Source organism: Streptomyces sp. NPDC040622, assembly GCF_055593965.1.
In genome coordinates, this window is record NZ_JBVIXD010000004.1 from 667,227 (window position 1) to 684,014 (window position 16,788).

Annotated in this window: 15 protein-coding genes; 3 read left to right on the forward strand and 12 right to left on the reverse strand. The window is 72.8% G+C overall.

Annotated features, from left to right (window positions below):
• Positions 1–5: 5 nt before the first annotated feature.
• From ACZ592_RS14650 to ACZ592_RS14690, 9 genes are all read right to left on the reverse strand, one after another.
• Positions 6–563, reverse strand: coding sequence for a GNAT family N-acetyltransferase (locus ACZ592_RS14650; RefSeq protein WP_471581878.1), 558 nt, complete (start codon positions 561–563; stop codon positions 6–8).
• Between the two features lie 56 nt (positions 564–619).
• Entirely contained in the window at positions 620–985 is a 366-nt protein-coding gene (locus tag ACZ592_RS14655; RefSeq protein WP_471581879.1) for a hypothetical protein, read from the reverse strand.
• On the reverse strand, positions 982–1,227 hold the full coding sequence (locus tag ACZ592_RS14660) for a LapA family protein (RefSeq protein WP_471581880.1): 246 nt from the start codon (positions 1,225–1,227) through the stop codon (positions 982–984). Before ACZ592_RS14660 ends, ACZ592_RS14655 begins: the two co-directional genes overlap by 4 nt.
• A 122-nt stretch (positions 1,228–1,349) precedes the next feature.
• Entirely contained in the window at positions 1,350–3,119 is a 1,770-nt protein-coding gene (locus ACZ592_RS14665) for a CocE/NonD family hydrolase (protein WP_471581881.1), read from the reverse strand.
• Positions 3,120–3,286: 167 nt separating this feature from the next.
• Positions 3,287–4,231, reverse strand: coding sequence for a S66 peptidase family protein (locus tag ACZ592_RS14670; protein WP_471581882.1), 945 nt, complete (start codon positions 4,229–4,231; stop codon positions 3,287–3,289).
• On the reverse strand, positions 4,228–6,213 hold the full coding sequence (locus ACZ592_RS14675; RefSeq protein WP_471581938.1) for a prolyl oligopeptidase family serine peptidase: 1,986 nt from the start codon (positions 6,211–6,213) through the stop codon (positions 4,228–4,230). The genes ACZ592_RS14670 and ACZ592_RS14675 overlap by 4 nt, the downstream gene beginning before the upstream one ends.
• A gap of 26 nt (positions 6,214–6,239) precedes the next feature.
• Positions 6,240–7,604, reverse strand: coding sequence for a M20/M25/M40 family metallo-hydrolase (locus ACZ592_RS14680; RefSeq protein ID WP_471581883.1), 1,365 nt, complete (start codon positions 7,602–7,604; stop codon positions 6,240–6,242).
• Positions 7,597–8,430, reverse strand: a complete 834-nt coding sequence (locus tag ACZ592_RS14685; protein WP_471581884.1) for a M55 family metallopeptidase — start codon at positions 8,428–8,430, stop codon at positions 7,597–7,599. Before ACZ592_RS14685 ends, ACZ592_RS14680 begins: the two co-directional genes overlap by 8 nt.
• A 159-nt stretch (positions 8,431–8,589) precedes the next feature.
• The gene (locus ACZ592_RS14690; RefSeq protein ID WP_471581885.1) at positions 8,590–9,360 is read right to left on the reverse strand and encodes a hypothetical protein; all 771 of its coding nucleotides are present in this window, start codon (positions 9,358–9,360) and stop codon (positions 8,590–8,592) included.
• Positions 9,361–9,535: 175 nt separating this feature from the next.
• Here ACZ592_RS14690 and ACZ592_RS14695 point away from each other — a divergent pair, with 175 nt between their 5' ends.
• The 3 genes from ACZ592_RS14695 (at position 9,536) to ACZ592_RS14705 (ending at position 13,641) form a co-directional block, all read left to right on the forward strand.
• Positions 9,536–11,632, forward strand: coding sequence for a trypsin-like serine peptidase (locus ACZ592_RS14695; RefSeq protein WP_471581886.1), 2,097 nt, complete (start codon positions 9,536–9,538; stop codon positions 11,630–11,632).
• 109 nt (positions 11,633–11,741) lie between these two features.
• A complete protein-coding gene (locus tag ACZ592_RS14700; protein ID WP_471581887.1) occupies positions 11,742–12,203 on the forward strand; it encodes a hypothetical protein in 462 nt (153 codons plus the stop codon).
• 34 nt (positions 12,204–12,237) lie between these two features.
• Positions 12,238–13,641, forward strand: coding sequence for a M1 family metallopeptidase (locus tag ACZ592_RS14705; protein ID WP_471581939.1), 1,404 nt, complete (start codon positions 12,238–12,240; stop codon positions 13,639–13,641).
• A gap of 36 nt (positions 13,642–13,677) precedes the next feature.
• Here the strand turns inward: ACZ592_RS14705 and ACZ592_RS14710 are convergent, their stop codons facing one another.
• The 3 genes from ACZ592_RS14710 to ACZ592_RS14720 are packed head-to-tail and all read right to left on the reverse strand — an operon-like array spanning position 13,678 to position 16,786.
• Complete coding sequence (locus ACZ592_RS14710; RefSeq protein ID WP_471581888.1) at positions 13,678–14,223, reverse strand: copper chaperone PCu(A)C; 546 nt, start codon at positions 14,221–14,223, stop codon at positions 13,678–13,680.
• On the reverse strand, positions 14,220–16,562 hold the full coding sequence (locus ACZ592_RS14715) for a heavy metal translocating P-type ATPase (protein ID WP_471581889.1): 2,343 nt from the start codon (positions 16,560–16,562) through the stop codon (positions 14,220–14,222). The genes ACZ592_RS14710 and ACZ592_RS14715 overlap by 4 nt, the downstream gene beginning before the upstream one ends.
• Complete coding sequence (locus tag ACZ592_RS14720) at positions 16,562–16,786, reverse strand: hypothetical protein (protein WP_471581890.1); 225 nt, start codon at positions 16,784–16,786, stop codon at positions 16,562–16,564. Before ACZ592_RS14720 ends, ACZ592_RS14715 begins: the two co-directional genes overlap by 1 nt.
• Between the last annotated feature and the right edge of the window lie 2 nt (positions 16,787–16,788).

Below are 16,788 nucleotides of genomic sequence, written 5' to 3' on the forward strand. Positions count from 1 at the left end.
GGGGTTCAGGCCGCTTCGGCGGCCGGTTCCCGGCCCCTGTCGGCGGTGATCGCCCAGCGTTCGTGATCGCGCCAGGCCCCGTCGATGAAGAGGAAGTCCGGCGAGAATCCCTCAAGGCGGAATCCGGCGCGGCGGACCAGGCCGATCGAGGGGGCGTTGGCCGGCTGGATGTTGGCCTCCAGGCGGTGCAGGCCGAGTTCCCCGAAGGCGTGGTCCAGGACGAGTCCGAGCGCCTCGCCCATCAGGCCGCGCCCGGCCGCGTGCGCGAAGGCGCCGTAGCCGAGGGCGCCGCAGCGGAACGCGCCGTGGACGATGTTGTTGATGTTGATGAACCCGGCGACGGCACCGTTGTCCCGCTCGTACACCAGGAAGCCGGCCCTGGCCGGGTCGTCGATGAGCACGCGCGCGTACGCGAGATAGGCGTCGTCCGTGCGGGGCGGGAAGAGCCAGGGGCTGTGCAGTTCCCGGCTCTCCCGCGCGCGTGCGGTGAATTCGGCGCTGTCCGCGAGGGTCAGCGGGCGTATGCCCGCGCGAGGGGCGGGCGGGGCGGCGTGATCGGACATCCGTCCACGCTATCCGCAGGCCCGGGGCGCGACGTCCCGGGGCGCGGCATCCCGGATCACCGCGCCGCGGGCGCGCGGGGCGGGACCGCGGGGCACCGCTCCTCCTTCTTGACCACGCCGATGGTGAGGGGGCCGCCGTTGAGCTGCTGTCCCGCGGCGGGCGACTGGGTGCACACCTTCCAGTTGAAGGGCCACAGCACGTGCCTGCCCGGGCCGCCGCCGATGTCCCTGACGTCGACCCGGGTGTGGGCGTCGACGGTGTTGAAGACGTGGATGAGGCCCTTGCCCCGCCAGTCGGGCAGGGGCGGCCCTGCCGCGGTGGCCGCGGTGACCGCCATCAGAGTGGCCGCGGCGGCGCCGCCCACGACCACCCCCGCCCGTGCCAGGCGCACCCTCGCCCGCGTCGTCGTACGCTCCCTCACTTGCGCCTCCGCATGAAGTAGGCCCCGCACAGGGCACCGATCACTCCTGTGCCGAGGAGAGCCATCCACAGCGGGACGGTCACTTCGGGGATCAGGAGGCGGATCTTGGTGCTGCGGGTGTTCTCGAAGATGAACACGAGGGTGAGGACGACGACAGCGGCGACGACCACCCTGCCGGGTGTCATCAGCCCGCCGCCCGAGGCGCCGCTCTGGGAGCCGCCCGTGGAGGTCTTGGGGCTCATGCTGTGGACCCTTCCGTCAGAGGTACGCCGGCCTCCCCCGCTCCCCAGCATGGGCAGCCGGGGGGCGGAGCGCGCGCGGTGGGGGTGCCTCCGGGGCGTGACGGTGGGCCGTACGGGTGACGTCAGGGGCGGACGACCGGCAGGGAGAGGACGCCGGTGTCCTCGGGGGTGCTGGTCACGGTCACGGGCTTCACGCCCTTGTTGCCGCCGTAGGCCCCGTCGCTCGCGGCCACCACGAACTGCAGCCGGTGGCCCTTCTCGTAGCGGTGCACGATGCCGGGCAGGGAGAGCGTGAACGGCTTCGTGACGTCCGGCACCCGCACCGGCGAGACGAGGCGGTGCACGAGGGTCTTCTTGCCGTCGGGCGCGACGTCGTACAGCTTGGCGAAGAGGACGAGCTTGTCGGCCGCGTCACCGGAGTGCTGCACGCGTTCGGTCCTCGGCGAGATGACCTTCAGGGTCGCCTTGGGGGCGCCGACGACGTCCACCGCGTCGGCGAAGGGCTCGGTCGTCCAGTCGAGGTAGGTGCCCTTGGTGTCGTGCGGCGCCGGGTCGGGCAGGCCGATCAGGCCGGCGAGCGAGGACTCCGAGTGGCTCGTGGGGATGAGCCAGTTGCGGTACTCGCGGCTGCCGCGTGCCACCTTCTCGCGGTTGTCGACGAGCTTGCCGTCGCCGGAGAGGTACAGCCTGCGGTCGGCCTCGGGGACGTCGGCGGCGGTGGCGTAGGTGCTGTTCGGGTCGCCGATCCAGTCGCGGTAGTAGGCGAAGGCGGGGCCGGTGTCGGCGCCCTTGTTCTGCCGCAGGTAGCGGTCGAACCAGGACAGGACGCGCTTGCCGACGTAGGACGTCTCCAGGTTGCCCGCCTCCAGGTTGAGTTCGCCGCTCGCGGGGTCGTTCATGCCGCCGCTGTGCCCCCAGGACTGCCAGATCATCTTGGCCGTGGTGCCCTGGGCCTTGAGCATCTTGTACGTCGCCTCGGCCTCGTTGAGGTTGAACAGGGTGTCGGCCTGCCCCTGGACCAGGAGCGTCGGCGCCTTCACCTTGCTCAGGTAGGAGACCGGGGACACGCCGCGGGCGAACTTCTGGAGGGCCTCGGTCTTGTCCGCCGGGTAGCGGCCCGCGTTGAGGGTGCGGATCGTGTCGCAGGCCCGGGTGACGAAGTGCAGGCAGCCCAGCGAGTTGATGCGGGAGGGGTCGAGGTTCGGGACGAGCAGCGGCTGGCCCTCGCCGATGAGGTAGAAGCCGTTCATCCACTGCCACTTGGCGGCGCCCGGAACGCTGCGGTCGGCGGCGTTGTTGGGGTCGAGGGAGTACGCGAGGTCGTTCCAGGTGATCATCGGGACCAGGGCGTCCACGCGGTGGTCCACGGCGGCCGTCGCCAGCTGGATCGCCCCGCCGTAGGAGCCGCCGATCATGCCGACGCGCGGGTCGCCCTCGGCGTCGGCGGTGACGTAGTCGGCCTTGGTGCCGTCGTCGGCGGCGCGCTTGCCGCCGAGGAAGTCGATGAGCCCGGCGGTCGCCCTGCCGTCGATCTCGGGGTCGTCGAGGGAGATCAGGCAGCCGGACTTGCCGAAGCCGAGGCCGGAGTAGACGAGCGAGACGTAGCCGCGCCCGGCGAAGGCCTTGCCGACCGCGGCGGTCCCGCCGTCGGACTTGCTGCCGCCGAAACCGTTGGTCGAGAGCACGGCGGGCGCGGGGTGCGCGGCATCCACGCCCGCGGGCCGGTACAGGTCGGCGTCGACCGCGCAGCTCCTGCCACCCGCCTCGACGGTGAACTTCAGGGCGGTGACGGTGTACTGGCCCGCGGCGCCCGCCGGGGCGGGGGCGGTCAGCGCGAGCGGGGCGGCGAGCGCCGCCGCGGTGGCGAGGGTCAGGGCACGGCGACGGGACAAGGGGGACCTCCACGCTGAGGACTGCCGACGACGGTGTCGACTACCGACCGGTAAGTAACCGGCCGAGGTCATGTTGTGACACGTGTCATACGGAGGTCAACGCCCGTGACGGCGGTTTCTGTCCGGAGATTCCGTGAAGGGTGCGCGCGGGATGCCGGGCGCGGGCCCTAGACCAGCGCCGGCTCGTCCAGCGTCAACGTCCCCGCGTCCGCGTCCAGTTCGCCCGCCACGCCGAACGGCAGCGTCAGCGCCCCTTCGCAGTGGCCGAACCCGAACTCCCCGGAAACCGGGACACCGAGCCCGCCGAGCCGGTCCGCGAAGAGCGTCCGCAGTTCGTCGCGGGTGCCGCACTCCTCCCACGAGCCGAGCGCGACCCCCGCCACACCGTCCAGCCAGCCGGAGCGCAGGAGTTGGGTGAGGATCCGGTCCAGGCGGTACGCCTCCTCGCCGATGTCCTCGATGAACAGGAGGCCGCCCCGAGCGGAGGCCCGCGCGCCCGGCGTACCGAGCTCGGCGGCGAGCAGCGACACGCAGCCGCCGAGCGTGACGCCCCGGGCCCTGCCGCCGACCAGTGCCGACGCGTGCGGGGACGCGGCCCGCACCACCCGGGTGTCCTCGGGCGCGAAGAGCGTCGCGCGCAGGTGCTCCTGCGCCCGCGCGTTCTTGAGGAAGCCGGTCACGGCCGTCATCGGCCCGTGCAGCGTGGCGATGCCGAGGCGCGCGGCGAAGGCCTCGTGCAGCGTGGTGACGTCGCTGTAGCCGAGGAACACCTTGGGCCCCGCGGCCCGGGTGGCGGCCCGCAGCGCGGCCCAGTCGACGAGGTCCACCATGCGCTGCGCGCCGTACCCGCCCCTGGCGCAGAGGACGGCGGCCACGGACGGGTCGCACCACGCGCGTTCCAGATCGCGGGCGCGGTCGGCGTCCGACCCCGCCAGGTACGCCAACTCCGGGTGCCGGTCGCGCACATGGGGCATGACCACGGGGTCCAGGTCCCAGCCGCGCAGGATGTCGAGGCCCGCTTCGAGGCCGTCGTCGGGGACGGGACCACTCGGCGCGACGACGGCCACCCGCGCGCCGGGCGTGAGGCGCGCGGGCCGTACGAGGGGTCTCACTTGGCGAGCTCCAGGGTGGGCACGGGCCCGGCGAGCTCGATCCTGAACACCTGTGCGTACAGGGAGAGTTCCGCCTCCATGGCACGGACCATGGTGTCGGCGCGGCGGAATCCGTGTCCCTCGCCGTCGAAGGCGATGTAGGCGTGCGGGATGCCGCGCCCCTCCATGCTGGCGAGGAACCGCTCGGACTGGGCGGGCGGGCACACCACGTCGTCCAGCCCCTGGAGCAGCAGGAACGGCGCGGTGATCTGCTCGGCGTGCCGCACGGGCGAGCGCTCCGCGTACCGTCCGGGCACCTCGTCGAGCCGGCCCACGAGCGACTCAAGGTACCGGGATTCGAGGTCGTGGGTCTCCCCCGACGCGAACGCGGTGAGATCGAGCACGGGATAGATGATCGTCCCGCAGGCGTAGACGTCCGTGCTGGTCAGCGACACGGCCGTGGTCCAGCCGCCCGCGCTGCCACCGCGAATGGCGAGCCGGGCACGGTCGGCGGTGCCCTCGTCGGCCAGCGCGTGGGCGACGGCGGCGCAGTCCTCGACGTCACCGATGCCCCACTGCTCGCGCAGCCGGTTGCGGTAGGCGCGGCCGTACCCCGTGGAGCCGCCGTAGTTGACCTCGGCGACACCGATGCCGCGTGAGGTGAAGTAGGCGATGCCCAGGTCCAGGACGAGCGGCGAGCGTCCGGTGGGCCCGCCGTGCGCCCACACCACGTAGGGCGGCAGCTCGTCGTCGGGGGCGATGTGGCCGGGGTGGTGCGGCGGGTAGATGTGCGCGTGGATCTCGCGCCCCGCCGGTCCGTAGAAGGTGCGGATCTGCGGTTCGGGGTAGTACGCGGGGTCCACCGGGTCGTCGTGGGCGGCGCCGACCACCCGGGCCCTGCCGGTACAGGTGTCCAGCTCCACGACCTCGCACGCGCTGCGCGGGCTCGCGGCGACGCCGACCACCCGCGAGCCGTGCGCGGCGACGGTGGCGGACCACTCCGTCCAGGGTCCCGCCGCGTCGACGATCTCGCCCGTCTCGGGGTCGAGTATGCCGAGCGCGGTGGCGCCCTTGCCGTGCACGACGGCGACGAGACCGCTGTCCAGCGGCACGAACCAGTTGAGGCCGATCTGCCAGAGGGGTCCTGCGAACTCCTCCTGGCGCGGACAGAGCGGCCGCACGCCGGAGGCGTCGTCGGGGTCCGCCCGGTACAGGTTCCACCAGCCGCTGCGGTCGCTCGAGAACAGCAGCCGTCCGTCGCGGGCCCATTCGACCTGCACGATCGACTCCTCGGGGCCGCCCGCGAAGGTCCGCGCCGCACCGAAGGCGGCGTCCTCGCCCACCTCGGCGAGCATCAGCTCGGTGCCGTCCCACGGCATGCGGGGGTGGTCCCAGGCGATCCAGGCGGCGCGGGTGCCGTCGGGCGACAGGCGCGGCCCGGTGACGAACCGGTGCCTGCCGTCGGACAGTTCGCGCACGGCACCGCGGTCGTCGGCCGCCGAGCCGTCCAACGGCACCGCTGCGATGACGCGGCGCACGTCGGTGGGCGCGTCACCGGTGAACTCCTCGAGGACGCACCAGACTTCACCCCGCTCCGGGTGGAGCACCGGGTCGGCCCAGCGCAGCCCGCCGCCCACGTCCGAGACCGGGGTCAGGGGTCGCGGCGCGGCGTCGGGGGCGTCGGGCTCGTAGGCGTACAGGCGCTGGTCGGCGAAGTTGGCGAAGACCACGAGGGGCCCGTCGGGGCGCTCGGTCCCGGCCCACGGGTGGCCGCCGTACTCCACGACACGGCTGCGCACGTTCCACGGCGCGGGCAGCACCGTGCGCTCCTCGCCGTCGGGCAGGCGGCGCACCAGTGCGCGCCTGCCCCCCTCGGTGGGCCGTGGCTCGGTCCACCAGGTCTCGGCTCCGACGAAGCCCACCTGTCCCGGCGAACCGTCGTGGGTGGCGGCGAGTTGCGCGTCGATCGGCGACGGCCATGATCCGTACGCCCTGGTCTGCATCATGTCCTTCTCTTCCCCCATTTTCGCTAGGCCGTACGCAGAAAGCGGTCGAGGACCCGCACGCCGAAGTGCAGGGCGTCGACCGGGACGCATTCGTCGACTCCGTGGAAGAGCGCCTGATAGTCGAAGCCCTCCGGTGTCCTCAGCGGCGAGAAGCCGTAGCCGGTGATGCCGAGCCGCGAGAACTGCTTGGCGTCCGTGCCGCCCGACATGCAGTACGGCACGACATGGCCCTCCGGCGCGAACTCCTCGACGGCCGCCCGCATGCGCGCGTACGTCGGCGAGTCGACCGGCGCCTGCAGCGCCACCTCGCGGTGGTGGAACTCCCAGTCGACGTCAGGGCCCGTGAGCCGGTCAAGCGTACGGCGGAACTCTTCCTCGCCCCCGGGCAGATAGCGCCCGTCGACGTAGGCAACCGCCTCGCCCGGAATCACGTTCACCTTGTAACCCGACTGCAGCATCGTCGGGTTGGCGCTGTTGCGGACCGTCGGCGCGACGAGGTCGGCGGTCGGGCCGAGCTTCTCCAGCAGGGCGTCCACGTCGAAGCCGGCCGCCTCGGGGTCGGTCTCCAGGCCGTAGAGCGTGGCCAGTTCGACGAGCGAGGCGCGCACGGTCGGGGTGAGCCTGACCGGCCAGCGGTGCTCGCCGATCCGGGCGATGGCGCCCGCGAGACGGCTCACCGCGTTCGCCGGGTTGACCTTCGAGCCGTGGCCCGCCTTGCCGCGCGCGGTGAGCTTGAGCCAGCCCGTGCCGCGCTCCCCCGCCGCGATCGGGTAGATCTGGTTGCCCCGACCGTCGTGGAAGGTGAAGGCGCCCGACTCGCTGATGCCTTCCGTGCAGCCCTCGAAGAGCGGGGCGTGCCGGTCGGCGAGGAATCCGGAGCCGTCGGCGGCGCTGGCCTCCTCGTCGGCGGTGAAGGCGATCACGAGGTCCCTGCGCGGGCGCACCCCGGCCCGGGCCCACTGCCGGACGACCGACAGGATCATCGCGTCCATGTTCTTCATGTCGATCGCGCCGCGGCCCCACACGACGCCGTCGCGGATCTCCCCGGAGAACGGGTCGACGCTCCAGTCGGCGGCCTCGGCGGGCACGACGTCCAGGTGGCCGTGGACCAGCAGCGCGTCCGCGGAGGGGTCGGTGCCCTGGATGCGGGCGACGACGTTGGTGCGGCCCGGGGTGCGCTCCAGGAGCGTCGGCTCCAGGCCCGCGTCGGCGAGCCGCTCGGCGGCGTACTCGGCGGCGGGCCGCTCGCGGCAGTCGCCGCCGCCCCGGTTGGTGGTGTCGATGCGGATGAGCTCGGAGGTGAACGTCACGACCTCGTCGAGCGCACGCGCGTCGACCTCGTAACCGTCACCCCGGCCCTGTTCGTGCACGTGTTCCTGGTCAGCCATATTGTTCCTCCACGGCGGCAGAGGCGATCGTCGTAACCGCCTTGAAGGTACGGATCCCCTCGTACATCGTCTCGCTGTCGTAGGCGACCTTCCGCTCCCCCGTACGGCGCACACCGGGTACGACGGTCGAGGCCATCGACAGGTGCTCGGCGTCGAACTCGACCTCCACGGTGAACGGACCGCCCGCCACCGGCGTGTGGCGCACGGCGAGCGCGGCGGCCTCCTTGGCCGCGGCCCGGATGTCGGCGGCGGTGCGCGCCGGGGTGCGGCAGACCGCCGCGTACCGCGAGACGTGGTCCTTGACGGCGACCTTCAGGGCGCCCGGCGCGTAGCCGAGGGCGTCCTCGCAGGCGAGGTCGTCGCCGGTGACGAGCACCACGGGGACGCCGTACTCGGCGACGACGTGCGAGTTCAGCAGCCCTTCGCTGGCCCGTTCGCCGTTCACCCAGACGCCGGTGATCTGGTTGGCGAGGTAGGTGTGCGCGAGGACGCCCTCCATGCCGGCGCCCGCGTGGTAGCCGATGAACGCGATGCCGTCCACGTCGCCGTGCTGCACCCCCTCCACCATGGAGAGCGACTTGTGCCGTCCGGTGAGCATCTCGGCCCGCTCGTCCAGGTCCTCCAGGAGCAGATTGCGCATGGTCCAGTGTGCTTCGTTGATGAGCACCTCGTCGGCGCCTCCGTCGAAGAACCCGAGCACGGCGGCGTTCACGTCCGAGGTGAACATCGACCGGCACCGCTCCCACTGCGCGGTCCCCGGCAGCACGTCGGCAGGCCAGGTCACTCCGGTGGCGCCCTCCATGTCGGCGCTGATGAGGATCTTCATGAATCACCGTCCCCTCACAGGTCGGAGGCTGGTCGAGCATCCAATGACAGCAGACTCCGGACATCGTTCAGCAGTGACCGGGTGGGCGCTGCCAAGGATCTTCACGCTACGCATCCCGGAAGCCCAGGCCAAGATCTCACGCCCGTGAACGGGCCGCGGTCAGGTAACGCTCAACTTCCGCTCGGCCCGGCTGCCCTGGTCCTCGCTGGTCACGGCGACGGTTCCCGCGCCCTCGTCGCCGTCCCACCACTCGGCGAACGCGTCGCCCAGCGCGTCGAGGTTCCGCCGCGTCCCGTGGCCCTCGTCCGTGCGGTAGTCGGTCGTGACGGTGACGGCTCCGGGGCCCTTCGCCCCGTAGCCGATGCCGAGCGCGGTGACGTGCCCAGCGAGGCGTTTGGCCGCCGGGGAGTTCCCGGCCGCCCAGGAGCGGAACCGCGCCAGGAGGTTCGACGGCTCGTCGCCCTCGTACAGCGTGGTCTCCTTCGCCGTCTTGCCGCCCTGCCCGAGGAAGCGCGCGCTGCCGGCCGCCGGGTCCCCGTCCCACCACCGCGTGAACGCCTTCGCGAGCGGTCCGACTCGGTCCTCGGCGGCGCCCCAGGGGCCGTAGTCGGTGAGGACCTCGACGACCCCTTCGCGGTCGCCGGACCGGTAGTCGAGGCGGACGGTGCGCGCATGGCCGGCCAGGGCGTCGTCGTCCTTCGTGTCGTTCGTCCGCAGCCAGGTGCGGAACCCGCGCAGCAGATTGGGGTCGTCCTTGTGCGCCGTCCCGTTCCCCTTGCGGACACCGTCGGCCGGGGACGACGACGCCGACGGCGCGGGCGCGGATCCGTCGCCGCCACCCCCGGAACACCCCGCTGTCAGGAGCAGCGCCCCCGCCGCCAGCGCCCCCGCATACGTCCCGGTTCGCGCGGATCGCCGCGTTTTCCCCACTGCGTTCTCCGATCAACCATCAGGCGCTGTACGCCACTTACGAGGCAATTGGTCGTGTATGCCCCAATCGACACATCGTTCGATGTGTGCGTAACGTACCTTCTCGATTGATCTGTACCAATCGGACCCCGTTACACCCGGGGTCCGTTTTTTGTGGGGGAACACACCTGTGAGAATGAAACGCGGCCTGCCCGCGATGGCCGCCGCTGCCGCGCTCCTGACCGGCGCGGGACCGGCCTGGTCCGCCACGGAGCCGACACACACCGCCGCGTCCGCACCAGCACCGACGGCGTCCTCGACGGCGTCCTCGTCGGCCACCGAGTCGGCGGACCCGGACACGTCGGCCTCCCCGGCCCCGTCGAAACCGGCCACGAAGCCGCCGACGCGGACGCCGGCCCAGTCACCCGACGCGTCGCCGTCCCGGGCCCCTGACCAGGAACCCGGCCAGAACCTGGCCCGCGAACTGGAGAAGTTCTGGACGCCGGAGCGGATGGCCGAGGCCAGGCCGGTCGAGGAGCAGCGGGTCCGTGAGGCCGCGGCGGCCGAGGACGCCGAGAAGGACTCCCGGACAGACCGGGGGAGCTCTCAGGGCGACGGGGAGGAGGCGCCGCGCGAGGGCATGCTGCGCTCGCCCTCGCACACCTTCAAGGGCATCAAGGAGGTCGGCACCTTCTACTGGGCGCAGAAGGCGGGCAACGACTACCCGGACCGCTACGACTACCGCTTCTGCGGCGGCACCGTCGTCCCGTCCCCGGGCAAGAACCTGATCGCGTCGGCGGCGCACTGCTTCGACAGCAACGACCAGAAGTCGAACCTGGTCTTCGTGCCGCAGCACAGCGCGAAGAACCCGATGCCGCACGGCATGTACCCCATCAAGAAGGGCCACATCTTCAAGGACCCCGGCTACACCGGGTCCAAGAAGAGCGAGGAGGACTACACCGACGTCGACGTCGCGTTCCTCGCCACCGAGCCGCGCGGCGACGGCAAGGACGTCGAGAGTGTCGTCGGCGCCGTCCCGATGGGCTTCAACACCGGCTTCAGCCACACCGCGCACGCCATCGGCTACCCGTACCTGTACGGGGGCGGCAACTACAAGCCGAAGCAGGACCCGCTCAGCTGCACCACGCCGACGCGGAAGTACACCTCCGGCAACGCCAAGGACAAGGACGGCCGGCTCTGGCGCGGCGGCACCTTCACCGAGATCAACTGCGACGGCTACGTCGGCGGCACCTCGGGCGGCCCCTTCATCACCGCGGGCGGCGAGTCGCCCAAGCTGATCGGCGTCACCGGCGGCTGGCTGACCGGCGGCCACAGCGCCAACACCTCGTACTCCTCGTACTTCGACGACGACGTCAAGCGGATCTACGACGCCGCGAAGGCGGGCAGGCAGCCGGCGAGCATCAGCCCGCCGCCGATGGCCGACCCCGTCCTGCCCGGCGCGGCCACGTGGAAGCACGCCACGTCCATAGCCAACGGCTACTTCGCCCTCGACGGCCCGGTCCCCGACGACCGGATGGACATGTTCGTGACGTGGTCCGACGGCGAGCTGAGCATCTACCGCGGCGCGAGCAAGGCCAAGAACCACTTCGACAAGGAATTCAGGGTCCAGGGGCCGAACGCCCTGTGGCGCGACCACGCCAAGCAGGTGGTCGCGGGCGACTTCACCGGTGACAACGGCTCGGACCTCGTCGTGCGCTGGTCCGACGGCGAGGTCACGCTCTACCCTTCGGTCGACGAGAAGGGCTTCCACGGCGAGCACCAGCTGGTCGCGCCGAACAGCACCTGGAAGCACGCCGAGGCGATGACCGCGGGCCGCTTCGGCGGCAACAACTGGCAGGACGACCTCGTCGTGCGCTGGTCGGACGGCGAGGTGACGCTGTACCAGAACACCGGCGACAACAAGCGGCTCGGCAAGGAGATCAAGGTCGTCACGCCGGGCAGCGCGGAAGCAGGCACCTGGAAGCACGCCACCCAGATCACCGCGGGGGACTACGCGGGCGACGACACCTGGGACCTGATCGTGCGCTGGTCCGACGGCGAGCTGACCCAGTACCAGGACTTCACCGGCACCGGCTCCTCCTGGGGCGAGCACAAGTGGCAGGCCCCGAACGACCTGTGGAAGCACGCCCTGGTCGTCAGCGGCGGCGACTTCACCGACAACCCCTGGGCCGACGACACCATCGTGCGCTGGTCCGACGGTGAACTGACCCTCTACGCCGACGGCAACGCCTCCGGCATCGGCGCGGAGAACCAGTTGGTGGCGCCCGCTTGACCGTGGGCCGCCGCCCCTCGTTCGAGGCGGCACGAGGGGCGGCGGCAACCTCGGTGTGCCTCCGCCCCTCTTCCTCGTCGGACGACCGGACGGACGGAGTGACCCCACCATGCGCCACGTGTACGCGGAAGGCAGCGGCCTGTTCCCGCGTCGCCCCGCCCTGTTCCGACGCCGCCCCGCCCTGTTCGCGTCCGCCGCCGCGCTCTGCCTCGCCCTGTCGGCGTGCGACACACGTCCCCCGGGCGACGGGGACGGCCCCGACGCCGTACGGGAGCCCCGCCACCGCCTCCTCGAACAGTTCCGCTCCTGGGCCCGCGACACCGACGAGTCCCGCACCGCACGCCACGCCCAGGCCCTGTCCACCGTCGAACTCACGGAGGCGGACGGCGACGACGCGTACGACTACGACGTCGAGGTGAAGACCGACCTCTCCGCGCGGTCGAGCGGCACCGCCAAGGACCTCACCGGCCTCTTCCGCACCTGGTGGGACGGCGACGACGGCGACGGCTCCGCACGTGACCTCGTCCTGCTCGACGCGGGCGGGAACCGCCTCGCCCACCGCCGCCTGTGACCCACCGCCCGGCCCACCCCGTCAGGAGCCCGCCATCCCTCCCCGCCACCGCAGCCCGGCGCTCCTGCTCGCCCTGCTCCTCACCGCGACGGCCGCCTGCACGTCCGCCGCGCCGGACCCCGCATCCGGCTCCCCCGGCGCGACCGGCGTCGACGACCACCTCTTCCCGACGCTCGGCAACGGCGGCTTCGACGTCGCCCACTACGCCCTGACCCTCGACTACACACCGGACGGCAACCACCTGACGGGCACCGCGGTGATCACCGCGCGGGCGAGCAAGGACCTGTCCCGCTTCAGCCTGGACCTCGCGGGCCTGCGCGTGCGCCACGCCGACGTCGACGGCTCCGCGGCCCGCGTGGCCAGGAAGAAGCACAAGCTGACGCTGACGCCCGGGCGGCCCATCGGCAAGGGCGAGACCTTCAGGACCACCGTCCGGTACGGCGGGACGCCCCGGATGCTCACGGCGGCCGACGGCGGCGAGGAGGGCTGGATCGAGACGGACGACGGCGTGGCCGCGCTCGGCGAGCCCACCGGCTCCATGACCTGGTTCCCCGGCAACCACCATCCCCGCGACAAGGCGACGTACGACATCGACGTCACCGTGCCGTCCGAGTACACGGCGGTCAGCAACGGAACGCTGCGCGAGACGCGGCGGCACGGCAAGCGCACCACGTTCCGCTGGCGCAACGCCGAGCCCATGCCGAGCCATGCCGCGACCGTCGTCACCGGCGTCTTCGACGTCTCCACCAGCACGACGGACGACGGCCTGCCCCTGTACACGGCCGTCGACCCCGACGAGGCGGACGGGCCCGTCGACGTCGCCGATCTGGTGCCCGAGGTCCTCGACTGGGCCGGTGACCGCTTCGGCCCCTACCCCTTCTCCTCGGCCGGCGCCGTCGTCGACCACCTCCCCGACCTCGGCTATGCCCTGGAGACGCAGACCAGGCCGTACTTCCAGGAGGCACCGGACGAGCGTCTGGTCGTCCACGAGCTGGCCCACCAGTGGTTCGGCAACTCCGTCACGCCCCGCGCCTGGCAGGACATGTGGCTGAACGAGGGCTTCGCCACGTACGCCGAGTGGCTGTGGGACGAGGAGCACGGACACCGCACCGCCCAGCAGACCTTCGACTCGTTCTACGACGGCACGCACCCCGAGAGCGACGGCATCTGGGACTTCCCCGTCGCCGACCCCCCGACCGCCACCCGGGTCTCCGACTCGCCGGTGTACGGCAGGGGCGCCATGACGCTGCACAAGCTGCGCGAGGCCGTGGGCGACCGCACGTTCTTCGCCGTGCTGCGCACCTGGACGCGCGAGCACCGGCACGGGAACGCCGACACCGAGGAGTTCATCGCACTGTGCGAGAAGAAGTCGGGGCAGGACCTCTCGGATCTCTTCGAGACCTGGCTGTTCTCGTCCGAGAAGCCCGAGGCCGACTGATCAGGTCGTCGCGGGCGCGCCCCGGCGCGTCGGCGTTCAGCGCCAGACGGACGGGCGGATCACCACCGCCCGGGCGCTGATGCTTCCGCCGTGGCGGAACGTCAGGACGAACGGGACCCGGTCGCCCAGGCGCAGCGGCGCGCGCGTGCGCACCATGACGTCCAGGCCGTGCGGCGACATGGTGAGGCCCTCGCCCGCGGGGACGGCGGCGGAGCCGACCATGCGCATGGCGGCGGCCCCGCGGCCCGTGGCCGTGTACCGGCTGAGCATCACGTCGTCGAGGGCCGGGGACGTCACCTTCGTCAACCGGTCACCGGAACCTCCCGAGTTGGTGACGCGGAAGAACGCGGCGGTCTCCCGGGTGTCGCCGTACGGCAGGTAGACGGTCCCGGTCGCGACCGCGACCCGGGGCGGGCTGCCCGCGGCGCCGGACGCCGTCCAGGTGGTCAGCGCGCCCAGCGCTACGGCGCAGGCCGCCACGGGGGCGAGCGCGGCGTCGAAGGCGTCCCGGAGGCGGCGGCGGGACGGCCGCCAGGGGTGCGCCTCGCCCGCCTCGTGCGTGTCACTCGTCTCGCCGGTCATCGGGTACCGCCCTTCGTGCCGCGCCGAGTCGCCTGTCCTGCACCGCGTCCTGTTCCGTGCCCCGCCCCGCTCGCCGACGGGCCGCGCGCCGGCCGCCAGGTGCGCAGCCGCAGGCTGTTGCCGACGACCAGCAGCGAGCTCGCCGACATCGCCGCGGCGGCGAGCATGGGGTTCAGCAGGCCCACCGCGGCGAGCGGTACCGTGACGGCGTTGTAGCCGAAGGCCCAGACGAGGTTGACGCGGATGGTGGCCAGGGTGCGCCGGGCGAGGCGGACCGCGTCCGCGACGGCCTCGATGTCGCCGCGCACGAGCGTCACGTCGGCGGCGCCGATGGCGACGTCGGTGCCGCCGCCCATGGCGATGCCGAGGTCGGCGCCGGCCAGCGCCGCCGCGTCGTTCACGCCGTCGCCGATGACCGCGACCCGGCGGCCCCGCGCCTTCGCCTCCCGTACGAGAGCGGCCTTGTCCTCGGGCGTGCAGCGGGCGTGGACCTCGTCGATGCCGAGGTTCGCGGCGACCGCGCGGGCCGTGGCCGCACGGTCGCCGGTGGCCAGGACCGGGCGTACGCCCAGGCGCCGCAGCCGGTCCACGGCGCGGTAGCTCCCCGGCCGCACCAGGTCGCCGACCGCGACGAGCGCCTCGGGCACGCCGTCCACCACGACCAGGACGGGCGTGTGCGCGGCCTCCTCGGCCGACGCCAGCGCGCGGGCCAGCGGTCCGGTCAACTCCTCTCCCGGCTCCCGGACTTCGACGAGGTGCCCCTCGACCTCGCCCCGGACCCCCTGCCCGGCGACGGCACGGAACTCCAGGACGTCCGGCAGCCGCCCCCCGGACGGTGACTTCTTCGCGTACGAGGAGACCGCCCGGCCCAGCGGGTGTTCCGAGCCCTGCTCGACGGCTCCGGCGAGCCGCAGTGCCGCCTCCCTGCCGATGCCGTCGGGCGCGGCCGTGACGTCGGTGACGCTCATGTGCCCCGAGGTGAGCGTCCCGGTCTTGTCCAGGACGACGGTGTCGATGTGCCGCAAGGCTTCGAAGGCCCGTGGTCCGCGCACCAGGACGCCGAGTTGGGCACCTCGTCCGGTGGCGGCCAGCAGGGCCGTGGGGGTGGCGAGACCGAGGGCGCACGGGCAGGCGACGACCAGGACGGCGACACAGGCGGTGACGGCCGCCTGCGGCTCGGCGCCGGCGCCGAGCCAGAAGCCGAGGACCGTGACGGCGAGCGAGAGCACCACCGGAACGAACACGCCCGCCACCGTGTCGGCGAGCCGCTGCGCCCGCGCCTTGCCGGCCTGAGCTTCCGTCACCAGGTGGGTGATGCGCGCCAGTTGGGTGTCGGCGCCGACCGCCGTGGCACGGACGAGGAGGAGTCCGCCCGCGTTGACGGCGCCGCCCGCCACCCGGGAGCCCGGCCCGACCTCGACGGGCTCGCTCTCCCCGGTGACCAGCGAAAGGTCCACGGCGGAGCTGCCCTCGACGACGGCACCGTCGGTGGCCACCCGCTCGCCGGGCCGCACCACGAAGACCTGCCCGACCCTCAACCGGACGAGGGGAACGCGGCGTTCGGCGCCGTCCTCGCGCACGGCGACGTCCTTGACCGTGAGCCCGGCGAGGGAGCGCAGCGCCGCCCCGGTGCCGCGCCGGGCCCGCGCCTCCAGGAACCTGCCGGTGAGGACGAACAGCGGTACGCCGACGGCCGCTTCCAGGTAGACGTGCGCGGCGCCGTCGCCCGCGGCGGGCAGCAGGCTGAACGGCATCGTCATGCCGGGGACGCCCGCGCCGCCGAGGAAGAGCGCGTACGCCGACCAGCCGAAGGAGGCGGCGACCCCCAGGGAGACCAGCGTGTCCATGGTCGCCGTCGCGTGCCGAAGGCCGCGCAGCGCGCGCACGTGGAACGGCCACGCGCTCCAGGCGGCGACCGGCGCGGTGAGCGCGAAGCACAGCCACTGCCAGTTGCGGAACTGCAGGGCGGGCACCATCGACAGGACGAGGACGGGCACCGCGAGCAGCGCGGTGACGAGCAACTGCCGGCGCTGCAGGTGCTCCTGATCGGCAGCCGGACCCGACTCGGCCGCTGCGTCGGGGTGTTCGTCCGGCGGCGACTCGGGTGGCGCGGGCAGCTCCGCCGTGTATCCGGCCCGCTCGACGGAGGCGATGAGCTCTTCCCGCGTGACGTGCGGCGGGTGGCTGACCCTGGCCAGGCCGGTGGCGAGGTTGACCGTCGCGCTGACGCCGTCCAGCCTGCCGAGCCGCTTCTCGACGCGGTTCACGCAGGCCGCGCAGGTCATGCCGCCCACGGCCAGGTCGGTGACGACCGCGGCGTCGGCCGCCCCCGTGCCCATCAGTGACCTCCGCCGTGCATGCCGCCCATGCCGCCGCCGCTGCCGCCGTCGCCGCCGGAACCGGGGCCGGTCCCCGGGCTCGTCCCGGAGTCGTGCATGCCGGGTGCGACCGGCCCCGCGGCCCGGCCGACGGCGTACGAGACGGCGAAGAGCAGCGCCAGCAGCACCAGGAAGCCGCAGAGTGCGGGCGGCGGCACGTATCTCCGCCGGGGGTCCTCAGCCATCA

Excerpts from the sequence above, each read along its gene's own strand:
- ACZ592_RS14685 (WP_471581884.1), bottom strand. The coding sequence starts at position 8,430 with ATGAAGATCCTCATCAGCGCCGACATGGAGGGCGCCACCGGAGTGACC.
- ACZ592_RS14650 (WP_471581878.1), bottom strand. The coding sequence starts at position 563 with ATGTCCGATCACGCCGCCCCGCCCGCCCCTCGCGCGGGCATACGCCCG.
- ACZ592_RS14675 (WP_471581938.1), bottom strand. The coding sequence starts at position 6,213 with ATGCAGACCAGGGCGTACGGATCATGGCCGTCGCCGATCGACGCGCAA.
- ACZ592_RS14715 (WP_471581889.1), bottom strand. The coding sequence starts at position 16,562 with ATGGGCACGGGGGCGGCCGACGCCGCGGTCGTCACCGACCTGGCCGTG.
- ACZ592_RS14710 (WP_471581888.1), bottom strand. The coding sequence starts at position 14,223 with ATGACCGGCGAGACGAGTGACACGCACGAGGCGGGCGAGGCGCACCCC.
- ACZ592_RS14695 (WP_471581886.1), top strand. The coding sequence starts at position 9,536 with ATGAAACGCGGCCTGCCCGCGATGGCCGCCGCTGCCGCGCTCCTGACC.
- ACZ592_RS14660 (WP_471581880.1), bottom strand. The coding sequence starts at position 1,227 with ATGAGCCCCAAGACCTCCACGGGCGGCTCCCAGAGCGGCGCCTCGGGC.
- ACZ592_RS14720 (WP_471581890.1), bottom strand. The coding sequence starts at position 16,786 with ATGGCTGAGGACCCCCGGCGGAGATACGTGCCGCCGCCCGCACTCTGC.
- ACZ592_RS14680 (WP_471581883.1), bottom strand. The coding sequence starts at position 7,604 with ATGGCTGACCAGGAACACGTGCACGAACAGGGCCGGGGTGACGGTTAC.
- ACZ592_RS14700 (WP_471581887.1), top strand. The coding sequence starts at position 11,742 with ATGCGCCACGTGTACGCGGAAGGCAGCGGCCTGTTCCCGCGTCGCCCC.